The sequence below is a fragment of the Aquabacterium sp. genome (genome assembly GCF_035476535.1).
Classification (GTDB): Bacteria; Pseudomonadota; Gammaproteobacteria; order Burkholderiales; family Burkholderiaceae_C; genus Pseudaquabacterium.
Map to the genome: position 1 here is coordinate 32528 of NZ_DATILJ010000011.1, position 17442 is coordinate 49969.

Here is a 17442-nt window from a genome sequence, read left to right on the forward strand (position 1 = left end):
TTGCACCGACCCTCCGGGAAAGCCAGCACGCCATGAGTTCCAAGCCCAGAAAGAAGCCCGAGGACCTGAGAAGCCAGCAGTGGTTCGGCCGCCAGGACCGCGACGGTTTTGCCTACCGCAGCTGGGTCAAGGGCAAGGGCGTGCCGCACGACCAGTTCGACGGCCGGCCGGTGATCGGCATTTGCAACACCTTCAGCGAGCTGACGCCGTGCAACTCGCATTTCCGCACGCTGGCCGAGCAGGTCAAGATCGGCGTCTATGAGGCGGGCGGTTTTCCGCTGGAATTCCCGGTGATGTCGCTGGGCGAAACGCTGCTGCGGCCCACGGCCATGCTGTACCGCAACCTGGCCAGCATGGATGTCGAAGAAAGCATCCGCGGCAACCCGATCGACGGCGTGGTGCTGTTGATGGGTTGCGACAAGACCACGCCGGCATTGTTGATGGGCGCGGCCAGCGCCAACCTGCCGACCATCGGTGTTTCCGGCGGGCCGATGCTCAATGGCAAGTGGCGCGGCCAGGAACTCGGTTCGGGCACCGGCGTCTGGAGCATGAGCGAACAGGTGCGCGCCGGCACGCTGAAGCTGGCCGACTTCTTCGAGGCCGAGAGCTGCATGCACCGCAGCCACGGCCATTGCATGACGATGGGCACGGCCAGCACGATGGCTTCGATGGTCGAAGCGCTGGGCATCGGCCTGCCCGGCAATGCCGCCTATCCGGCGGTGGACGGTCGGCGCAACGTGATCGCCCGCAGCGCCGGCCGGCGCATCGTCGAACTGGTGCATGAAGACACCACCATCGGCGACATCATCACCCGCCAGGCTTTCGAGAACGCCATCCGCACGCTGGCGGCCATCGGCGGCAGCACGAATGCGGTGATCCACCTGGTGGCCATTGCCGGCCGGCTGGGCGTGCCGCTGGCCATCGACGATTTCGATCGCCTGGCCAGCGAGTTGCCCTGCCTGGTGAACCTGCAGCCCTCGGGCGAGCACCTGATGGAAGACTTCTGCTACGCCGGCGGCCTGCCGGCGGTGATGAAGGAGATCGAATCCGTGCTGCACCGTGACGCGCTGACGGTGAGCGGCCGCACGGTCGGCGAGAACATCGCCGATGCGCAGAACTTCGACAGCCGCGTGATCAAGACCATGGCCGCGCCGTTCAAGGACAAGGCCGGCATCGCCGTGCTGCGCGGCAACCTGGCGCCGCGCGGCGCAGTGATCAAGCCGAGTGCCGCGACGCCGGCGCTGATGGTGCACACCGGCCGTGCGGTGGTGTTCGAGAGTTCCGACGATTTCCATGCCCGCATCGACGACGAAGCGCTGGACATCGACGAAACCTGCGTGATGGTGCTGAAGAACTGCGGCCCGAAGGGCTACCCCGGCATGGCCGAGGTCGGCAACATGCCGCTACCGCCCAAGGTGTTGAGGAAAGGCATCACCGACATGGTCCGCATCAGCGATGCGCGCATGAGCGGCACGGCCTACGGCACCGTCGTGCTGCACACCGCGCCGGAAGCGGCGGCCGGCGGACCGCTGGCGCTGGTGCAGAACGGCGACCTGATCACGCTGGACGTGCCGCAGCGGCAGCTGCACCTGCATGTCGATGACGCCGAACTCGAACGCCGCCGCGCGGGCTGGCAGCCGCCGGTGCCGCCATTGCAGAGCGGCTACTGGAAGCTCTACATCGACCATGTGCTGCAGGCCGACGAGGGCGCCGATCTCGATTTCCTGCGCGGCCAGCGGGGCGCTTTTGTCCCCAAAGACAACCACTGACTCCGTCTTCCTGAAGGGATCCTGATGACAGCGAACAACCGCATTGCCCTCGTCACTGGCGCCGGCTCCGGCATCGGCCAGACCTGCGCCACCGCCTTGTTGAAGGACGGCTGGCAGGTCGTCTTCGTCGGCCGCCGCGCCGATGCGCTGGAGGCGGCGATCGCCGCGGCCGGCGAGCAGCCGGGCCGTGGCTTTGCGATGCCCTGCGATGTCGGCGACGAAGCGGCGGTCAAGGCCTTGTTCGACAGCGTGCAGCAGCGCTTCGGCCGGCTGGACCTGCTGTTCAACAACGCCGGCATGGGCTCGGCGGTCAAGACACCGGACGAGGTGGACGGCGAGGTCTGGCGCCAGGTCGTCAACGTCAACCTGAACGGCGCCTTCTACTGCCTGGCCGCCGCGTTCCGCCTGATGCGGACGCAAACGCCGATGGGCGGGCGCATTATCAACAACGGCTCGATCTCGGCGCATGCGCCGAGGCCGGGCTCGATCGCCTACACCGCCACCAAGCACGCCGTGTCGGGGTTGACCAAGACCGCCGCGCTCGACGGCCGGCCGTTCGACATTGCCGTGGGCCAGATCGACATCGGCAATGTCGCCAGCGACATGACCGCGCGCATGGTCAGCGGCGTGCCGCAGGCCGACGGCAGCATCAAGCCCGAGCCGCGCATGGACCTGTCGGCGGTGGCGGACACCTTCATGGCGATGGTGCGGCTGCCGCTGTCGGCCAACATGCTCTTCACCACGGTGATGGCGACCAAGATGCCCTTCGTCGGCAGAGGCTGATCCGAGCTGCCGGCCCAGCGCACCCGCCCAGACCATCGTTTCCTGAAAGGACACCCTCCATGGCTTCCCGACTGGCCGGCAAGACGGCCTTCCTCACCGCCGCAGGGCAGGGCATCGGCCGCGCCGTGGCACTCGCTTTCGTGCGCGAAGGCGCCACGGTGCTGGCCACCGACATCAACGCCGCGGCGCTGGAGTCACTGCAAGCCGAATGCGGCTGCAGCGTGCAGCGGCTCGACGTCACCGATGCCGATGCCGTGAGGGCTGCCGCGGCAACAGCCGGCCCGATGGATGTGCTGTTCAACGGCGCCGGCTTCGTGCACGCCGGCACGGTGCTGGACTGCACCGAGGACGAATGGGCCTTTGCCTTCGACCTGAACGTGCGCTCGCAATACCGGCTGATCAAGGCCTTGCTGCCGGGCATGCTGAGCCGCGGCGGCGGCTCGATCATCAACATCGCCTCGGTGGCCAGCAGCATCAAGGGCGCGCCGAACCGCTTTGTCTACGGCACCACCAAGGCAGCGGTGCTGGGGCTGACCAAGTCGGTGGCGGCCGACTTCATCACCCGCGGCGTGCGCTGCAATGCGATCTGCCCGGGCACGGTGGAGTCGCCCTCGCTGCGCGATCGCATCAGCGCGCAAGCCCAGGCCAGCGGCCAGACGCTGGAACAGGTCGAGGCCGCCTTCGTCGCCCGTCAGCCGATGGGCCGCATCGGCCGCACGGAAGAAATCGCCGCGCTGGCCGTCTACCTGGCCAGCGACGAATCCGCCTTCACGACCGGTACCGCGCAAGTCATCGACGGCGGTTGGAGCAATTAGCCCACCCCCGGAGCGCCTGCGGCGCTTCCCCCTCAAGGGGGCAACGCCAGCGGCCCGGCAAAGCCGGTTCCGCGGCGTTCGCTGGAAGGGGTCGGCGAGTCATGTAATTCTGTACTTTTTGCAAGAAAGAGAGCGATCCATGAAACTGCTTCGTCATGGCCCCAAGGGTCAGGAAAAACCCGCGATGCTTGACAGCAACGGCCAGGTGCGTGACCTGTCCGGCGTCGTGTCCGACATCACCGCCGCGATGCTGACGCCCGAGGGCCTGGCGCCGCTGCGCGACATCGACCCCACCACGCTGCCGCTGGTGGCCCAACCCGGTCGCATCGCGCCGCCATGGTCGGGCATGGGCAAGTTCGTCTGCGTCGGCCTGAACTACGCCGACCACGCGGCCGAATCGAACCTGCCAGTGCCGGCCGAGCCGGTGCTGTTCACCAAGCACACCAGCACGGTGATCGGCTGCAACGACCCGGTGGTGCTGCCGCAGGGCTCGGTGAAGACCGACTGGGAGGTGGAACTCGGCGTGGTGATCGGCCGCATGGCGCGCTACGTGTCGCAGGCTGATGCACTGCAGCATGTGGCCGGCTATTGCGTCGTCAACGACGTGTCGGAACGCGAATACCAGATCGAACGCGGCGGCACCTGGGACAAGGGCAAGGGCTGCGACACCTTCGGGCCGGTCGGGCCCTGGCTGGTGACGGCCGACGAAGTGGCTGATCCGCAACAGTTGGACATGTGGCTTGAAGTGAACGGCCGCCGCATGCAGAACGGCAGCACCCGGACGATGGTGTTCGGGGTGGCCGAACTGGTCAGCTACATCAGCCGTTTCACGACGCTGTACCCGGGAGATCTGATCAGCACCGGCACGCCGCCGGGCGTGGGCATGGGCCAGAAACCGGTGCCGATCTACCTGCGCGCCGGCGACACGATGCGCCTGGGCATCGCCGGTCTGGGCGAGCAGCAGCAACACGTGAATGGGTGGAACCCCGTTCTCATCGACGGTTAGGTGTTGTACGATGGTTCCCCACAACGTGCTACCGGCGATGGTGATCGGCAGCCTCAGGGACTGGACACCCGTTGGGGAACACTGGTCATGCAATTCAGAACCATCACCTTACCTTATGGCGCCCGCTGTCGTGTCCCTGAACACGTTCAGCGCATCGATTCGCACAGCACGCACGGCTGGCAACTGCGCTACGGCATGCCGACGCGCTTCTTCTCGGACCAATCGCACGACAACAAAGGCGCTCGCGCCGCGTTGGCGTCGGCTGTCGTCGAGTTGCGCGCCCGCGTGCGCAAGCTGCCGGCGCCCACCGGCCTGCAGCGCAAGGCCAGCGCCCACAAGCAGAACGATCTGCCGGTGGGCATCAGCGGCCCGATCCTGCGCCAGCGCCGCGGCAGCACGGTCGAAGAGTGCAGCTTCTCGGTCAACCTGCCGCGTTTCGGCGACAAGCCGCTGCGCCGCAGCGTCTACATCGCCAGCAAGAACACCTACACCAAGGAACGCTACGAAGCGGCCCTGGCCACGGCGATCGCGCTGCGCAAGGAAGCTGAAGAGGAATACCAGAAAGCTGCAACGACAGCCAAACGGAAAGCCGTCGCGAAACTTTGACGGCGCGGGTGCGTCCGCGCCCGGCGCTTTGTTCAATCCAATGGGCTCGATCCGGGGCCCAGCCGGTCGCTTTACTCTGGCGACCTCCACCCCAGGAGGTCGCTCATGAGCAGCGCCGTCATCCGCATCCATCCGTCGGACAACGTGGTGATCGCGCGGCGGCAGCTGCTGGGCGGCGCGGCGATCGAGGCCGAGCACTTTGTCGTGCAGGGATTGGTGCCGCCGGGCCACAAGGTGGCCACCTGCGCCATCGCGGCGGGTGCGCCTGTCGTGCGCTATGGCCAGATCATCGGCACGGCCACGCAGGCCATTGCTGCAGGGCAGCATGTGCACACGCACAACCTGGCCTTCAGCGATTTTTCGCGCCAGCACCAACCCGGCACCGGCCAGCGGCCGACGGCGTTCGTCGACCGCCCCGCCAGCTTCGACGGCATCGTGCGGGCCGATGGCCGCGTCGCCACGCGCAACTACATCGGCGTGCTGACCTCGGTGAACTGCTCGGCCACCGCGGCACGGGCCATCGCCGACCACTTCCGCCGCGACATCCATCCCGAGGCGCTGGCCGCCTACCCGAACGTCGACGGCATCGTCGCGCTGACGCATGGCGCAGGCTGCGCCACCGACAGCGAGGGCGAAGAGCTGCGCGTGCTGCGCCGCACCCTCGGCGGCTACGCGCGCCACCCGAACTTCGCCGCGGTGCTGGTGGTGGGCCTGGGCTGCGAGACCAACCAGATCCAGGGCCTGATCGCGCAGGAAGGCTTGAGCGAGGGCGCGAGGCTGATCACCTTCAGCATCCAGGACACGGGCGGCACCGCCAAGACGGTGGCCCGCGGCATCGAGGTGATCCAGGGCCTGCTGCCCGAGGCCAACCGCGTGCAGCGCCAGCCGGTGCCAGCCAGTCACCTGACGGTTGGCCTGCAATGCGGCGGCAGCGATGGTTATTCCGGCATCAGCGCCAACCCGGCGCTGGGCGCCGCGGTGGACCTGCTGGTGCGCCATGGCGGCAGCGCAATCCTCAGCGAAACGCCGGAGATCTATGGCGGCGAACACCTGCTGACGCGGCGTGCCGTGTCACCCGCGGTGGCCGACAAGCTGCTGGCCCGCATCGCCTGGTGGGAGCAGTACACCGCGCGCCACGGCATGCAGATGGACAACAACCCCTCGGCCGGCAACAAGGCCGGTGGGCTGACGACCATCCTTGAAAAATCCCTCGGCGCCATCGCCAAGAGCGGCACCAGCAACCTGGTCGACGTGCTGGAGTTCGCCGAACCCGCCACCACGCGCGGCCTGCTGTTCATGGACACGCCGGGCTACGACCCGGTGTCGGCCACTGGCCAGGTGGCGGGCGGCGCGAACCTGATCTGCTTCACCACCGGCCGCGGTTCGGCCTATGGCTGCGCCCCATCGCCGTCGCTGAAGCTGTCGACCAACACCGCGCTGTGGCTGAAGCAGCAGGAAGACATCGACATCGATTGCGGCGGCATCGTCGAAGGCCAGGACACGGTCGACGCGGTGGGCGAGCGCATCTTCCGGCTGATGCTCGACACGGCGTCCGGCCGCGCCACCAAGAGCGAGCTGCATGGCTACGGCCAGAATGAATTCGTGCCCTGGCAGCTCGGCGCGGTGATGTAGCGCACTGCCCCTCACCTGACCCATCGGAGATCCCATGTTGTCCCGTGCCATCCTTGTCCTGTCATCCCTGCTGACCGCCACCGCCCTGTCTGCGCAGGAGGCGCCGGCCTCGCGGCTGGACCTGGTGCAGAAGAACGGCACGCTGCGCGTGTGCACACCGGGCGACTACAAGCCCTTCAGCCTGCTGCGCCCGGACGGCGGCTTCGAAGGCCTGGATGTCGACCTGGTGCAGGCCGCAGGCAAGGCGCTCGGCGTCGAAGCCAAGATGGTCAAGTCTTCCTGGCCGACGCTGATGAAGGACTTCCTGGAAAAGTGCGATGTCGGCATCGGCGGCATCTCGGTGACGCTGGACCGCCAGAAGAGTGCGTTCTTCACCGCGGCCTACATGGTCAACGGCAAGGCGCCGATCACCAAGTGCGAAAACGCCGCCAAGTTCCAGACCGTGGCCGACATCGACAAGCCCGGCGTCACGGTGATCGAGAACCCGGGCGGCAGCAATGAGCGCTTTGCCCGCGCCAACTTCAAGCAGGCGAAGATCGTGATCTTCAACGACAACACGACGATCTTCGACGAGATCCTGAAGGGCAACGCGGACGTGATGATTTCCGAATCGGTCGAAACCATCGTGCAGCAGAAACTGCGGCCTGGCCTGTGCGCGGTGAACCCGGACAAGCCGCTGCAGTACGGCGAGATGGCTTGGCTGCTGCCGCGTGGCGACGTGGTGTTCAAGGCCTGGTTCGACCAATGGCTGCACCTGGCCAAGGCCACCGGCGAGTACGATCGCGTCGTGGCGCGCTGGCTGCGCTGAGGGCCACCGGCCGGGCGATGTCCGGAATCGTCCGCAGCCTGTCCGGCCCGGGCCTCGCGCTTGCGGTGGCTGGCGATTAAGGTCCTTGTTCCCAAGCCAGGAGACTTCATGCTACAGCTGCGACCCAACTGCGAATGCTGCAACACCGACCTGTCGCCGGAATCGACAAGGGCCAGGATCTGCACCTTCGAATGCACCTTCTGCGCCGACTGCACCGAGGGCGTGCTGGCCGGCGTCTGTCCGAATTGCGGCGGCGAGTTGCTGCCGCGGCCGCGCCGGCCGGCGGCCAAGCTGGCCACCTATCCGGGGTCGACCCAGCGGGTCTTCAAGCCGCAGGGCTGTCAGAGCCCAGCCGGCGCGTGAAGGCCGCATGATCCCGTTTCGCCTGAAGCCGGCGCAGTTTCGCGAACGCTACCAGCGCTGCCTGGAGCGCTTGTCGCGCCCCGCCATTGCCGCCGTGGCGGCGCAGCTGGCCTTGCCGCTGCACGCCGACATTCGCAGCGCGGAGGTGCAGATCTTCGTCGGCGAAGACGACCCGCACCAGAGCGCGGTGTGGATCTACTACCAGGGAGCGAACAACCGCGTGGATTCGAGCGATACCAGCCTGTTCCCCGGCCGCTCGATGGAATTGCCGCTGGGCCTGGACGGCCTCGACGAGTTCGACGAGCGCTACTACACCGATGAGGACTTCGGCGGCCTGGATCTCATCGCCCAGGCCTTGAGCGCCTGGTTCGCCGAATGCTGGTGGAAGGCCGGCGGCTGGCGCTACCCGCTGCCCACGCTGCTGCAGGTGCACGACGGCTTCGGCGGCGGCAAGGCCATCCAGCTCAGCGAGGCGGCGGCATGAGGCCGTTCGCTGCCGCGCATTTCGGGCGCTAGGCTCACAAGGACGCTTCTGATGTCTTTTTCACTCTGGCTGGCCTTTGTTGCCGCGTCGGCGGTGCTGCTGATCATTCCCGGGCCGACCATCCTGACGGTCATCAGCTACTCGATGGCCCACGGCCGGCGTGCCAACGTGCCGCTGATCGCGGCTGTCGCACTGGGCGACTCGACGGCCCTGGTGCTATCGCTGCTGGGGCTGGGCGCGCTGCTGGCCACATCGGCCTTCTGGTTCACCGCGGTCAAGTGGGCTGGTGGGCTGTACCTGATCTACCTGGGCATCAAGCTGCTGCGTGCGGGCGTGTCGCGCAGTGATCTGGCGGCACCGAAGGTGCCGGGTTCGCGCTGGCGCCTGTTCGCCAACACCTGGCTGGTGACGGCGCTCAACCCCAAGGGCATCATCTTCTTCGTCGCCTTCCTGCCGCAGTTCATCCAGCCCGATGCGGCTGTCGCTCCGCAGCTGTGGCTGCTGGCCAGCACCTTCGTCGTGATGGCCACGCTGAACGCCACGCTGTATGCAGTGTTCGCGGCCTCGGCGAGCCGGCTGCTGGCCTCGCCGCGCGCGCAACGGCGCTTCAATTTGGCCGGGGGCTCGCTGCTGTCGGTGGCCGGCGTCTGGGCGCTGCTGGCCAAGCGCGCGGCGTGATCGGCTGACGCAGCGTGTGTGTCCGCGTTGCGCTCAGGCGCCTTGACCGGGCGGATTGAACGGCACGATCTGCGCGATCAGCGCCGCGCCGTCGGCGAGCAGGAAGTCCTTGAAGGCCTGCGCCACCGGCGGCAGGCGCTTGGTGCGGCGGTGCACCACGTACCAGTTCAGCATCAGCGGAAAGCCCTGCACGTCCAGCACCTGCAGCGCGCCGGCCCGCAGTTCCTGGCTGATGGTGTGGGCCGACAGGAAGCTCACGCCCATGCCGGCGATCACTGCCTGCTTGATGGTTTCGGTGCTGCGGATTTCCATCGCGATGCGCATGTCGCCCAGGTCGCCGCCGAAGCCTTCTTCCATCGAGTTGGACGTGTCCGAGCCGCGTTCGCGCACGACAAAGGGCTCGCGCATCAGCCGGCTCATGCTGATCTGGCGTTCGACGCACAGCGGATGATTCGCCGCCGCGACGATCACGTAGGGGTGGGGCGCAAACGGCTGATTCGTCGTGTCCAGGTCCGAGGGTGGCCGCACCATGATCGCCAGGTCGGTCAGGTTCTCGGCAATGTGCGTCAGCAGGCCTTCGCGGTTGTGCACCGTGAAGTTCAGGCTGACGCCGGGATGGCGGCTGGCGAACTCCACCAGCAGGCGCGGAAAGAAGTAGTCGCCAGCGCTGATCACGCCGACATTGAGCTTGCCGCCCGAGATGCCCTGGAACTGCGCCATCGCGGCCTCCGCCGCTTCGAACTGCTGGATGATCGTGCGGCTGATCTGCAGCAGTTCACTGCCGGCCGGCGTGAGGTAGACCTTCTTGCCGAACTGCTCGAACAGCACGTTGCCGGCGTGTTCTTCGAGCTTGCGCACCTGAGTCGACACGGCCGGCTGCGTCAGGTGCAATTCTTCAGCGGCGCGCGAAAAACTCAGGTGCCGGGCGACGGCTTCGAAAACCTTCAACTGGCGCAGCGTCGCGTTCTTCATCGGGGGTTGGAGCACCGGGGTAACGCGTCATCGTACAGTGCCGCTCTCACTGCACATCACCGCCGATGAACCTGTTCGTCTCGCTCAAGTACCTGGTCGCACTCGACGACCACCGGCATTTCGGCCGCGCGGCACTGGCCTGCCATGTCACGCAGCCGGCCTTGTCGAATGCCTTGCGGGCGCTGGAAGAGAGTTACGGCACGGCCATCGTCAATCGCGGCCGCAGCTTCGGTGGATTCACGGCTGAAGGGGAGCGCATCCTGGCCAGCGCGCGGCGCATGCTGCGCGAACAGGAACTGCTGGAGCAGGACCTGCGCAGCCGCGCCGATGAGCCGGTCGGCCACTTGCTGATCGGCGCGGTGCCCACCGCCGTGCCGATCGCCGCTCGCTTTGCCGCACGCCTGCAGGCCCGCCACCCCGGTATCCGGCCTTCCGTGCGATCGATGAGCTCGGTCGAACTGGAAGCGCGGCTGGAAGAACTGGCGCTGGACATGGGCCTGGGTTATGCCGAGCGCAGTGAAGGCAGCCGTGCGCCGCTGAAGCTGGTACCGCAGTACGACGAACATTACTTCCTGCTGCGCAAGGCGGCCGACCCGCAGGTCCCTGGCCTGCGGATGGCGCTGCCGATGCGCTGGAGCGATGCCGCCGAGTTGCCGCTGTGCCTGCTGAGCCCGGAGATGCACAACCGCAGCATCGTCGATCGGGCCTTCAAGGCAGCCGGCGCCAGCGCCACCGCGGCGATCGAAACCAATTCGATCCTGACGCTGGGGCTCAGTGTGCTGGCTGGCAATGTCTGCAGCATCATGCCCGGCACGCTCGTCGGTGCCGTGCAGGGTTATGCCGGCCTGGAAGCCGTGCCGCTGATGGCGCCGCAGGTGCAGGTGCCGGTGGCCTTCATGGTGCATGACAGCAACCTGCCGTCGCGCACGCTGGCCGCGGCGCTGGTCATGGCGCAAGAGGCCGACTGGCTGCAGCAGGCGCGGCAGCACGCCTGCGCGGGGTGAAATAGGCCCACCCCCGAGGCGCTGGCGCGGCCTCCCCCTCAAGGGGGCCACGCCTGCGGACCAGGCGGAGCCGGATCCGCGGCGTGCGCTGGGTTGCACCGGTTCATGCGTCGTGCGCGCCGTTTCATTTCCCGATCGCATTGCCCGATTCATCGAAGAAATTGGACCGGTTGGGTCTCGTTGCTGACACTGCGGCTCGCATCACGCGAGTGCTGCGTCAACGAAGGAGACCCGCATGTCAGCGCTTCAGGGCATCACGATCAAGGCGGCCGGCCCGGCTGTGAACAAGTTGCCTTCGCCGGAGCTGCTGGCAACAGTGCGCACGGTGATCGCGCAGCATGCCGACGAACCCGGTGCCCTGCTGCCGATCCTGCACGGTGTGCAGGACGCGCTGGGCCACGTGCCGGCCGAGGTGGTGCCCGAGATCGCCTTTGCGCTGAACCTCTCGCGCGCCGAAGTGCATGGCGTGATCACCTACTACCACCACTTCCGCAGCCAGCCTGCCGCGCAGCATGTGCTGCAGATCTGCCGCGCCGAGGCCTGCCAGGCGATGGGCGCCGAGGCCTTGCTGGCGCATGCAAAAGATCAACTGGGTTGCGGGCTACACGGCACGTCGCGTGATGGGCAGGTGACGCTGGAAGCGGCGTACTGCCTGGGCCTGTGCGCGTCCTCACCGGCCATCGCGATCGATGACGAATTGCATGCGCGGGTGACACCCGAGTTGTTCGATGAACTGATGGCCGAAGCCTGCGGCGCGCAACGGAGGGCCGCATGAGCATCACGGTCTACGTCCCCCGCGATTCGGCCGCGCTGGCCGCCGGCGCCGAACGCGTCGCGCGCCGCATCGCACAGGAAGCGTCGGCGCGCGGCGCCGACATCCAGCTGGTGCGCAACGGCTCCCGCGGTCTGTTCTGGCTGGAGCCGCTGGTGGAGGTGGCCACGCCCACCGGCCGCATCGCGTATGGCCCGGTGACGGTGGCCGATGTGGCCAGCCTCTTCGATGCGGATTTCCTGCACGGCGGTGCCCACGCGCTGAACCTGGGCCTGACCGAGGAGATCCCGTACCTGAAGAACCAGCAGCGGCTGACCTTCGCCCGCATGGGCATCACCGATCCGGTGTCGATCCCCGACTATGAAGCGCATGAAGGCTTCGCCGGCCTGCGCCGCGCGCTGGCGATGGCGCCGGCCGACATCGTGCAGCAGGTGCTGGATTCCGGCCTGCGCGGCCGCGGCGGTGCAGCCTTTCCGGCGGGCATCAAGTGGAAGACGGTGGCCGGCACGCAAGCTGCGCAGAAGTACATCGTCTGCAATGCCGACGAAGGCGATTCGGGCACCTTCTCCGACCGCATGACGATGGAGGGCGACCCGTTCATGCTGATCGAGGGCATGACCATCGCCGGCCTGGGCTGCGGCGCGACGCAGGGCTATGTCTATGTGCGCTCGGAGTACCCGCATGCGATCGCCACGCTGAACGAGGCGATTCAACGCGCTGAGCTGGCCGGCTTCCTCGGCGACAACATCCTGGGCAGTGGCCAGCGCTTTTCGCTGCAAGTGCGCAAGGGCGCGGGCTCCTACGTCTGCGGTGAAGAAACCGCGCTGCTCGAAAGCCTGGAAGGCAAGCGCGGCATCGTGCGCGCGAAGCCGCCGCTGCCAGCCATCACCGGCCTGTTCGGCCAGCCGACGCTGATCAACAACGTCATCACGCTGGCCAGCGTGCCCATCATCCTGGCCCAGGGGGCCGCTTACTATAAGGACTACGGCATGGGCCGCTCGCGCGGCACGCTGCCGATGCAGTTGGCCGGCAATATCAAGCACGGTGGCCTGGTGGAGCGCGCCTTCGGTGTGACCCTGCGTGAACTGCTGTACGACTACGGCGGCGGCACACGCACGGGCCGGCCGATCAAGGCGGTGCAGGTCGGCGGGCCGCTCGGCGCCTATGTGCCCGAGTCGCAGTTCGACCTGCCGCTGGACTACGAGGCCTTCGCCGCGGTGGGCGCGACGGTGGGCCATGGCGGCATCGTCGTGCACGACGACACGGCCGATCTGTCGCAGCTGGCGCGCTACGCGATGGAGTTCTGCGCGCTCGAATCCTGCGGCAAGTGCACGCCCTGCCGCATCGGCTCGACCCGCGGTGTCGAGGTGATCGACAGGATCCGCGCGAACCACAACCGGCCGCAGCAGGTGATTCTGCTGCGCGACCTCTGCGACACGATGGTGCACGGCTCGCTGTGCGCGATGGGCGGCATGACGCCGTTCCCGGTGCTGTCCGCCCTGAACCATTTCCCGCAGGACTTCGGTCTTGCTCCCGGGCGCGAAGCGTCCGGTGCGGACGCTGTGCCCGACCCAGCGGCCGCCTGAACGGAGAACACCATGCTCGACCACCTCAAAGAAACCGACTACGGCACGCCACGGCGTGAATCCGACCAGGAAGTCACGCTGGAGATCGACGGCGAAATGGTCACCGTGCCCAAGGGCACCTCGCTGATGCGCGCGGCCGTGGATGCCGGCATCAAGGTGCCCAAGCTCTGCGCCACCGACAGCCTGGAACCCTTCGGCTCCTGCCGGCTGTGCCTGGTGGAGATCGAAGGTCGCCGTGGCTACCCCGCGTCCTGCACCACGCCGGCCGAAGCCGGCATGAAGGTGCGCACGCAAAGCCCCAAGCTGCAGGACTTGCGCAAGGGCGTGATGGAGCTCTACATCAGCGACCATCCGCTGGATTGCCTGACCTGCAGCGCCAACGGCAACTGCGAATTGCAGGACATGGCCGGCGTCACTGGATTGCGCAACGTGCGCTACGGTGTCGGCGCGGCGGCCGGCGCGCACCACTGCGATTCGAAGAAGGATGAATCGAACCCGTACTTCACCTACGACCCGAGCAAGTGCATCGTCTGCAACCGCTGCGTGCGCGCCTGCGAAGAAACCCAGGGCACGTTTGCGCTGACGATCAGCGGGCGCGGTTTCGAGTCCCGCGTGTCGCCGGGGCAGGACCAGCCGTTCATGGAATCGGAGTGCGTCAGCTGCGGCGCCTGCGTCGAAGCCTGCCCGACCGCGACGCTGCAAGAGAAGTCGGTCATCTGGCTGGGCCAGCCCGAGCACAGCGTGATCACCACCTGCGCCTATTGCGGCGTGGGTTGCGGCTTCAAGGCCGAGATGAAGGGCAACGAAGTCGTGCGCATGGTGCCGTGGAAGGACGGCGCGGCCAATGAAGGCCACTCGTGTGTCAAGGGCCGCTTCGCCTGGGGCTATGCCACTCATACCGACCGCATGTTGAAGCCGATGATCCGCGCCAAGATCACCGATCCGTGGCAGGAAGTCAGCTGGGACGAAGCGATCAACTACGCGGCCGGCGAGTTCAAGCGCCTGCAAGCCAAGTACGGCCGGGATTCAATCGGTGGCATCACCTCGTCGCGTTGCACGAATGAAGAAACCTACCTGGTGCAGAAGCTCGTGCGCGCCGGCTTCGGCAACAACAACGTCGACACCTGCGCCCGGGTCTGCCATTCACCCACCGGCTATGGACTGAAGCAGACGCTGGGCGAGTCGGCCGGCACGCAGACCTTCAAGTCGGTGGAGAAGGCTGACGTGATCGTGGTCATCGGCGCGAACCCGACCGATGGCCACCCGGTGTTTGCGTCGCGCATGAAGAAGCGCTTGCGTGAAGGGGCGAAACTGATCGTCGTCGACCCGCGGCGCATCGACATCGTCAACTCGCCGCACATCCGCGCCGAGCACCATCTGCAGCTGAAGCCCGGCACCAATGTCGCGGTGATCACCGCGATGGCGCATGTCATCGCCACCGAAAGCTTGATCCGCGAAGACTACGTGGCCGAGCGTTGCGAGGCCAAGTCCTTCGGCGAATGGCGCGAGTTCGTCTCGCGTGCCGAGAACTCCCCCGAAGCCATGGCCGCCTACACGGGTGTGCCGGCGGACCAGTTGCGCGCCGCCGCACGGCTGTACGCCACGGCCGGCAACGGCGCCATCTACTACGGCCTGGGCGTCACCGAACACAGCCAGGGCTCGACGATGGTGATGGGCATCGCCAACCTGGCGATGGCCACCGGCAACGTCGGCCGTGAAGGCGTGGGTGTGAACCCGCTGCGCGGCCAGAACAATGTGCAGGGCTCCTGCGACATGGGCTCGTTCCCGCATGAGTTGCCGGGCTACCGTCACGTGTCCGACGCCACGGCACGGGCTTCATTCGAAGCCGCCTGGGGCGTGCAGATCAACCCCGAGCCGGGCCTGCGCATCCCGAACATGTTCGACGCGGCGCTGGGCGGCAGCTTCAAGGGCCTGTATTGCGAGGGCGAGGACATCGTGCAGTCCGACCCCAACACCCAGCATGTGGCCGCCGCGATGATGGCGATGGAATGCGTGGTGGTGCAGGACCTGTTCCTCAACGAGACCGCGAAGTACGCGCATGTCTTCCTGCCGGGCTCGTCGTTCCTGGAAAAGGACGGCACCTTCACGAATGCCGAGCGCCGCATCTCGCGGGTGCGCAAGGTCATGCCGCCGAAGGCCGGACTCGCCGATTGGGAAGTGACCGTCAAGCTCGCCAATGCGCTGGGCTACCCGATGAACTACAAGAATCCCGAAGCGATCATGGCCGAGATCGCCGCGCTGACGCCCAGCTTCCACAGTGTCAGCTACAAGAAGATCGAGAAGCTGGGCAGCATCCAGTGGCCCTGCAACGACGAAGCGCCCGAAGGCACGCCGACGATGCACATCGATACCTTCGTGCGCGGCAAGGGCAAGTTCATCATCACCCAGTACGTGCCCACCGACGAGAAGGTGACGCGCAAGTTCCCGCTGCTGCTGACGACAGGGCGCATCCTGTCGCAGTACAACGTCGGCGCTCAGACGCGGCGCACGCCGAACAACGAATGGCACAGCGAGGACCGGCTGGAGATCCACCCGCACGATGCCGAGGAACGTGGCATCAAGACGGACGATTGGGTCGGCATCCACAGCCGCGCCGGCGAGACGGTGCTGCGCGCAGTGGTGTCCGATCGCATGCAGCCGGGGGTTGTCTATACGACCTTCCACTTCCCGGAATCGGGCGCCAACGTCATCACCACCGACAACTCCGACTGGGCCACCAACTGCCCCGAATACAAGGTGACGGCGGTGCAGGTGATGCCGGTGATGCAGCCGTCTGCCTGGCAGCAGGAGTACAGCCGCTTCAACAGGGTGCAGCAGGATTTGCTGGATGCGGCGCAGGCCGGTGAAGCGGTGCCGGCCAAATGAACACGACGATGGTGCTGACCATGGACGAGAAGGGTCCGCCCGACTTCTGCGAAGGCGCGATGTCGCTGCCGGTGCGCGGCGTGCGCGCCGGCCAGCGCTATGCGGCGCAGGACTGGGTGGCCGAAGAGGTGCCGGTGGCGCTGGAATACAACGGCATCTCGCATGCGGTGATGCTGGCGACGCCGCTGGACCTGGAAGAGTTCGCGCTGGGCTTTTCACTCAGCGAAGGCATCCTGGACAGTGCGCAGCAGCTGTATGCGGTGGACGAAGAGCCCAGCGAACTGGGCATCACGCTGCACCTGCGTGTGGCCAGCTCGGCCTTCGCGCGGCTGAAGGAGCGCCGCCGTTCGATGACCGGCCGCACCGGCTGTGGCTTGTGCGGCACGGAAAGCCTGGCGCATGTCAGCCGTGATCTGCCGCAGCTGAGCTCCGCCGGCGAACCCTTCAGCCGCCAGGGGATTGCTGATGCGATGGGCCAGTTCCGCGAACTGCAGACCTTGCAGCAAGCCACCGGCGCGGTGCACGCCGCGGCCTGGTGTTCGGCGCAGGGTGAGGTGAAGTGGCTGCGTGAAGACGTGGGCCGCCACAACGCGCTGGACAAGCTGATCGGCGCATTGGCCGGCAACGGCGTGGATGCGGCCAGCGGCTTCATCGCGGTGACCAGCCGCGCGAGTTTCGAGATGGTGCAGAAAACCGCGATGGCCGGTGTGCCGCTGCTCGCCGCGGTGTCGGCCCCAACCTCGTTCGCGGTGGCCACCGCGCAGCGCGCCAAGCTCACGCTGATCGGCTTCGCACGCCAGCAGGACCTGGCCGTGTACTGCCACGCCGAACGCCTGGCACTCGACCCGTCCAACCCCGAGGCACGACATGCACATTGAATCGCTGGTCCGCATGGCCAACCAGATCGGCGCGTTCTTCGAAGCGATGCCCGATCGCCCCGAGGCGCTGGAAAACGCCGCGATGCACCTGAAGCGCTTCTGGGAGCCGCGCATGCGCCGACAGCTGCTCGAGCATGTCGACGCCGGCGGCGAAGACGATCTCAACGGTCTCGTTGCCGAGGCGATCCGCCAGCACCGCGCCTTGCTGAACTGATCACCACTTATCCGAACGCATCTGCGGTTCCCAGTCGCCGCTGCGGCGCTTGTACACCGTCACCGTGCCATAGGCCTGTTCACCCGCGGCATTGAAGCGCATGTGGCTGGTCACCGGCGCATTGCCGTCGATCGTGCGCAGCTTGTCGCGCAGCAGCTTGGCGTCGACCGAGTCGATCGCGCGCAG

Annotated in this window: 17 protein-coding genes and 1 pseudogene; 16 read left to right on the forward strand and 2 right to left on the reverse strand. The window is 67.0% G+C overall.

Annotation, left to right across the window (positions count from 1 at the left end; translation table 11 throughout):
- Positions 1-32: 32 nt before the first annotated feature.
- From VLK61_RS00950 to VLK61_RS00995, 10 genes are all read left to right on the forward strand, one after another.
- Positions 33-1769 carry an IlvD/Edd family dehydratase gene (locus tag VLK61_RS00950; protein ID WP_325417351.1) on the forward strand — a complete coding sequence of 579 codons (1737 nt, stop codon included), beginning with the start codon at positions 33-35 and terminating at the stop codon, positions 1767-1769.
- Positions 1770-1793: 24 nt separating this feature from the next.
- Positions 1794-2552, forward strand: coding sequence for an SDR family oxidoreductase (locus VLK61_RS00955; protein ID WP_325417353.1), 759 nt, complete (start codon positions 1794-1796; stop codon positions 2550-2552).
- A gap of 59 nt (positions 2553-2611) precedes the next feature.
- A complete protein-coding gene (locus VLK61_RS00960; protein ID WP_325417355.1) occupies positions 2612-3367 on the forward strand; it encodes an SDR family oxidoreductase in 756 nt (251 codons plus the stop codon).
- Between the two features lie 139 nt (positions 3368-3506).
- Positions 3507-4373 (forward strand): fumarylacetoacetate hydrolase family protein, encoded by an 867-nt coding sequence (locus VLK61_RS00965; RefSeq protein ID WP_325417357.1) that lies wholly within the window; start codon positions 3507-3509, stop codon positions 4371-4373.
- Between the two features lie 87 nt (positions 4374-4460).
- Entirely contained in the window at positions 4461-4979 is a 519-nt protein-coding gene (locus VLK61_RS00970) for a hypothetical protein (RefSeq protein ID WP_325417359.1), read from the forward strand.
- 105 nt (positions 4980-5084) lie between these two features.
- Complete coding sequence (locus VLK61_RS00975; RefSeq protein WP_325417361.1) at positions 5085-6611, forward strand: UxaA family hydrolase; 1527 nt, start codon at positions 5085-5087, stop codon at positions 6609-6611.
- Between the two features lie 34 nt (positions 6612-6645).
- Positions 6646-7419: a transporter substrate-binding domain-containing protein gene (locus VLK61_RS00980; protein ID WP_325417363.1), complete on the forward strand. Its 774-nt coding sequence runs from the start codon at positions 6646-6648 to the stop codon at positions 7417-7419.
- A gap of 108 nt (positions 7420-7527) precedes the next feature.
- A complete protein-coding gene (locus VLK61_RS00985; RefSeq protein WP_325417365.1) occupies positions 7528-7782 on the forward strand; it encodes a DUF1272 domain-containing protein in 255 nt (84 codons plus the stop codon).
- Positions 7783-7789: 7 nt separating this feature from the next.
- The gene (locus tag VLK61_RS00990) at positions 7790-8266 is read left to right on the forward strand and encodes a hypothetical protein (protein ID WP_325417367.1); all 477 of its coding nucleotides are present in this window, start codon (positions 7790-7792) and stop codon (positions 8264-8266) included.
- A gap of 51 nt (positions 8267-8317) precedes the next feature.
- Positions 8318-8944: a LysE family translocator gene (locus VLK61_RS00995; RefSeq protein ID WP_325417368.1), complete on the forward strand. Its 627-nt coding sequence runs from the start codon at positions 8318-8320 to the stop codon at positions 8942-8944.
- Between the two features lie 33 nt (positions 8945-8977).
- Here VLK61_RS00995 and VLK61_RS01000 read toward each other — a convergent pair whose 3' ends face one another.
- Positions 8978-9916: a LysR family transcriptional regulator gene (locus VLK61_RS01000; protein WP_325417378.1), complete on the reverse strand. Its 939-nt coding sequence runs from the start codon at positions 9914-9916 to the stop codon at positions 8978-8980.
- Between the two features lie 65 nt (positions 9917-9981).
- On the opposite strand from VLK61_RS01000, the gene VLK61_RS01005 reads away from it, so the two are divergent.
- The 6 genes from VLK61_RS01005 to VLK61_RS01030 all read left to right on the forward strand — a co-directional run bounded on the left by VLK61_RS01005 (position 9982) and on the right by VLK61_RS01030 (position 17256).
- Positions 9982-10920, forward strand: a complete 939-nt coding sequence (locus tag VLK61_RS01005) for a LysR family transcriptional regulator (protein WP_325417369.1) — start codon at positions 9982-9984, stop codon at positions 10918-10920.
- Between the two features lie 235 nt (positions 10921-11155).
- Complete coding sequence (locus VLK61_RS01010) at positions 11156-11695, forward strand: formate dehydrogenase subunit gamma (protein WP_325417370.1); 540 nt, start codon at positions 11156-11158, stop codon at positions 11693-11695.
- The gene (locus VLK61_RS01015) at positions 11692-13278 is read left to right on the forward strand and encodes a formate dehydrogenase beta subunit (RefSeq protein ID WP_325417372.1); all 1587 of its coding nucleotides are present in this window, start codon (positions 11692-11694) and stop codon (positions 13276-13278) included. Before VLK61_RS01010 ends, VLK61_RS01015 begins: the two co-directional genes overlap by 4 nt.
- A gap of 12 nt (positions 13279-13290) precedes the next feature.
- Complete coding sequence (fdhF, locus tag VLK61_RS01020; RefSeq protein WP_325417374.1) at positions 13291-16164, forward strand: formate dehydrogenase subunit alpha; 2874 nt, start codon at positions 13291-13293, stop codon at positions 16162-16164.
- 20 nt (positions 16165-16184) lie between these two features.
- Positions 16185-17042, forward strand: coding sequence for a formate dehydrogenase accessory sulfurtransferase FdhD (gene fdhD / locus VLK61_RS01025; protein ID WP_325417380.1), 858 nt, complete (start codon positions 16185-16187; stop codon positions 17040-17042).
- Positions 17032-17256, forward strand: a complete 225-nt coding sequence (locus tag VLK61_RS01030; protein WP_325417376.1) for a formate dehydrogenase subunit delta — start codon at positions 17032-17034, stop codon at positions 17254-17256. Before fdhD ends, VLK61_RS01030 begins: the two co-directional genes overlap by 11 nt.
- On the opposite strand, the pseudogene VLK61_RS01035 reads toward VLK61_RS01030, so the two are convergent.
- Positions 17257-17442, reverse strand: a pseudogene (locus tag VLK61_RS01035) (branched-chain amino acid ABC transporter substrate-binding protein); the annotation flags it as partial. It abuts the gene before it with no gap.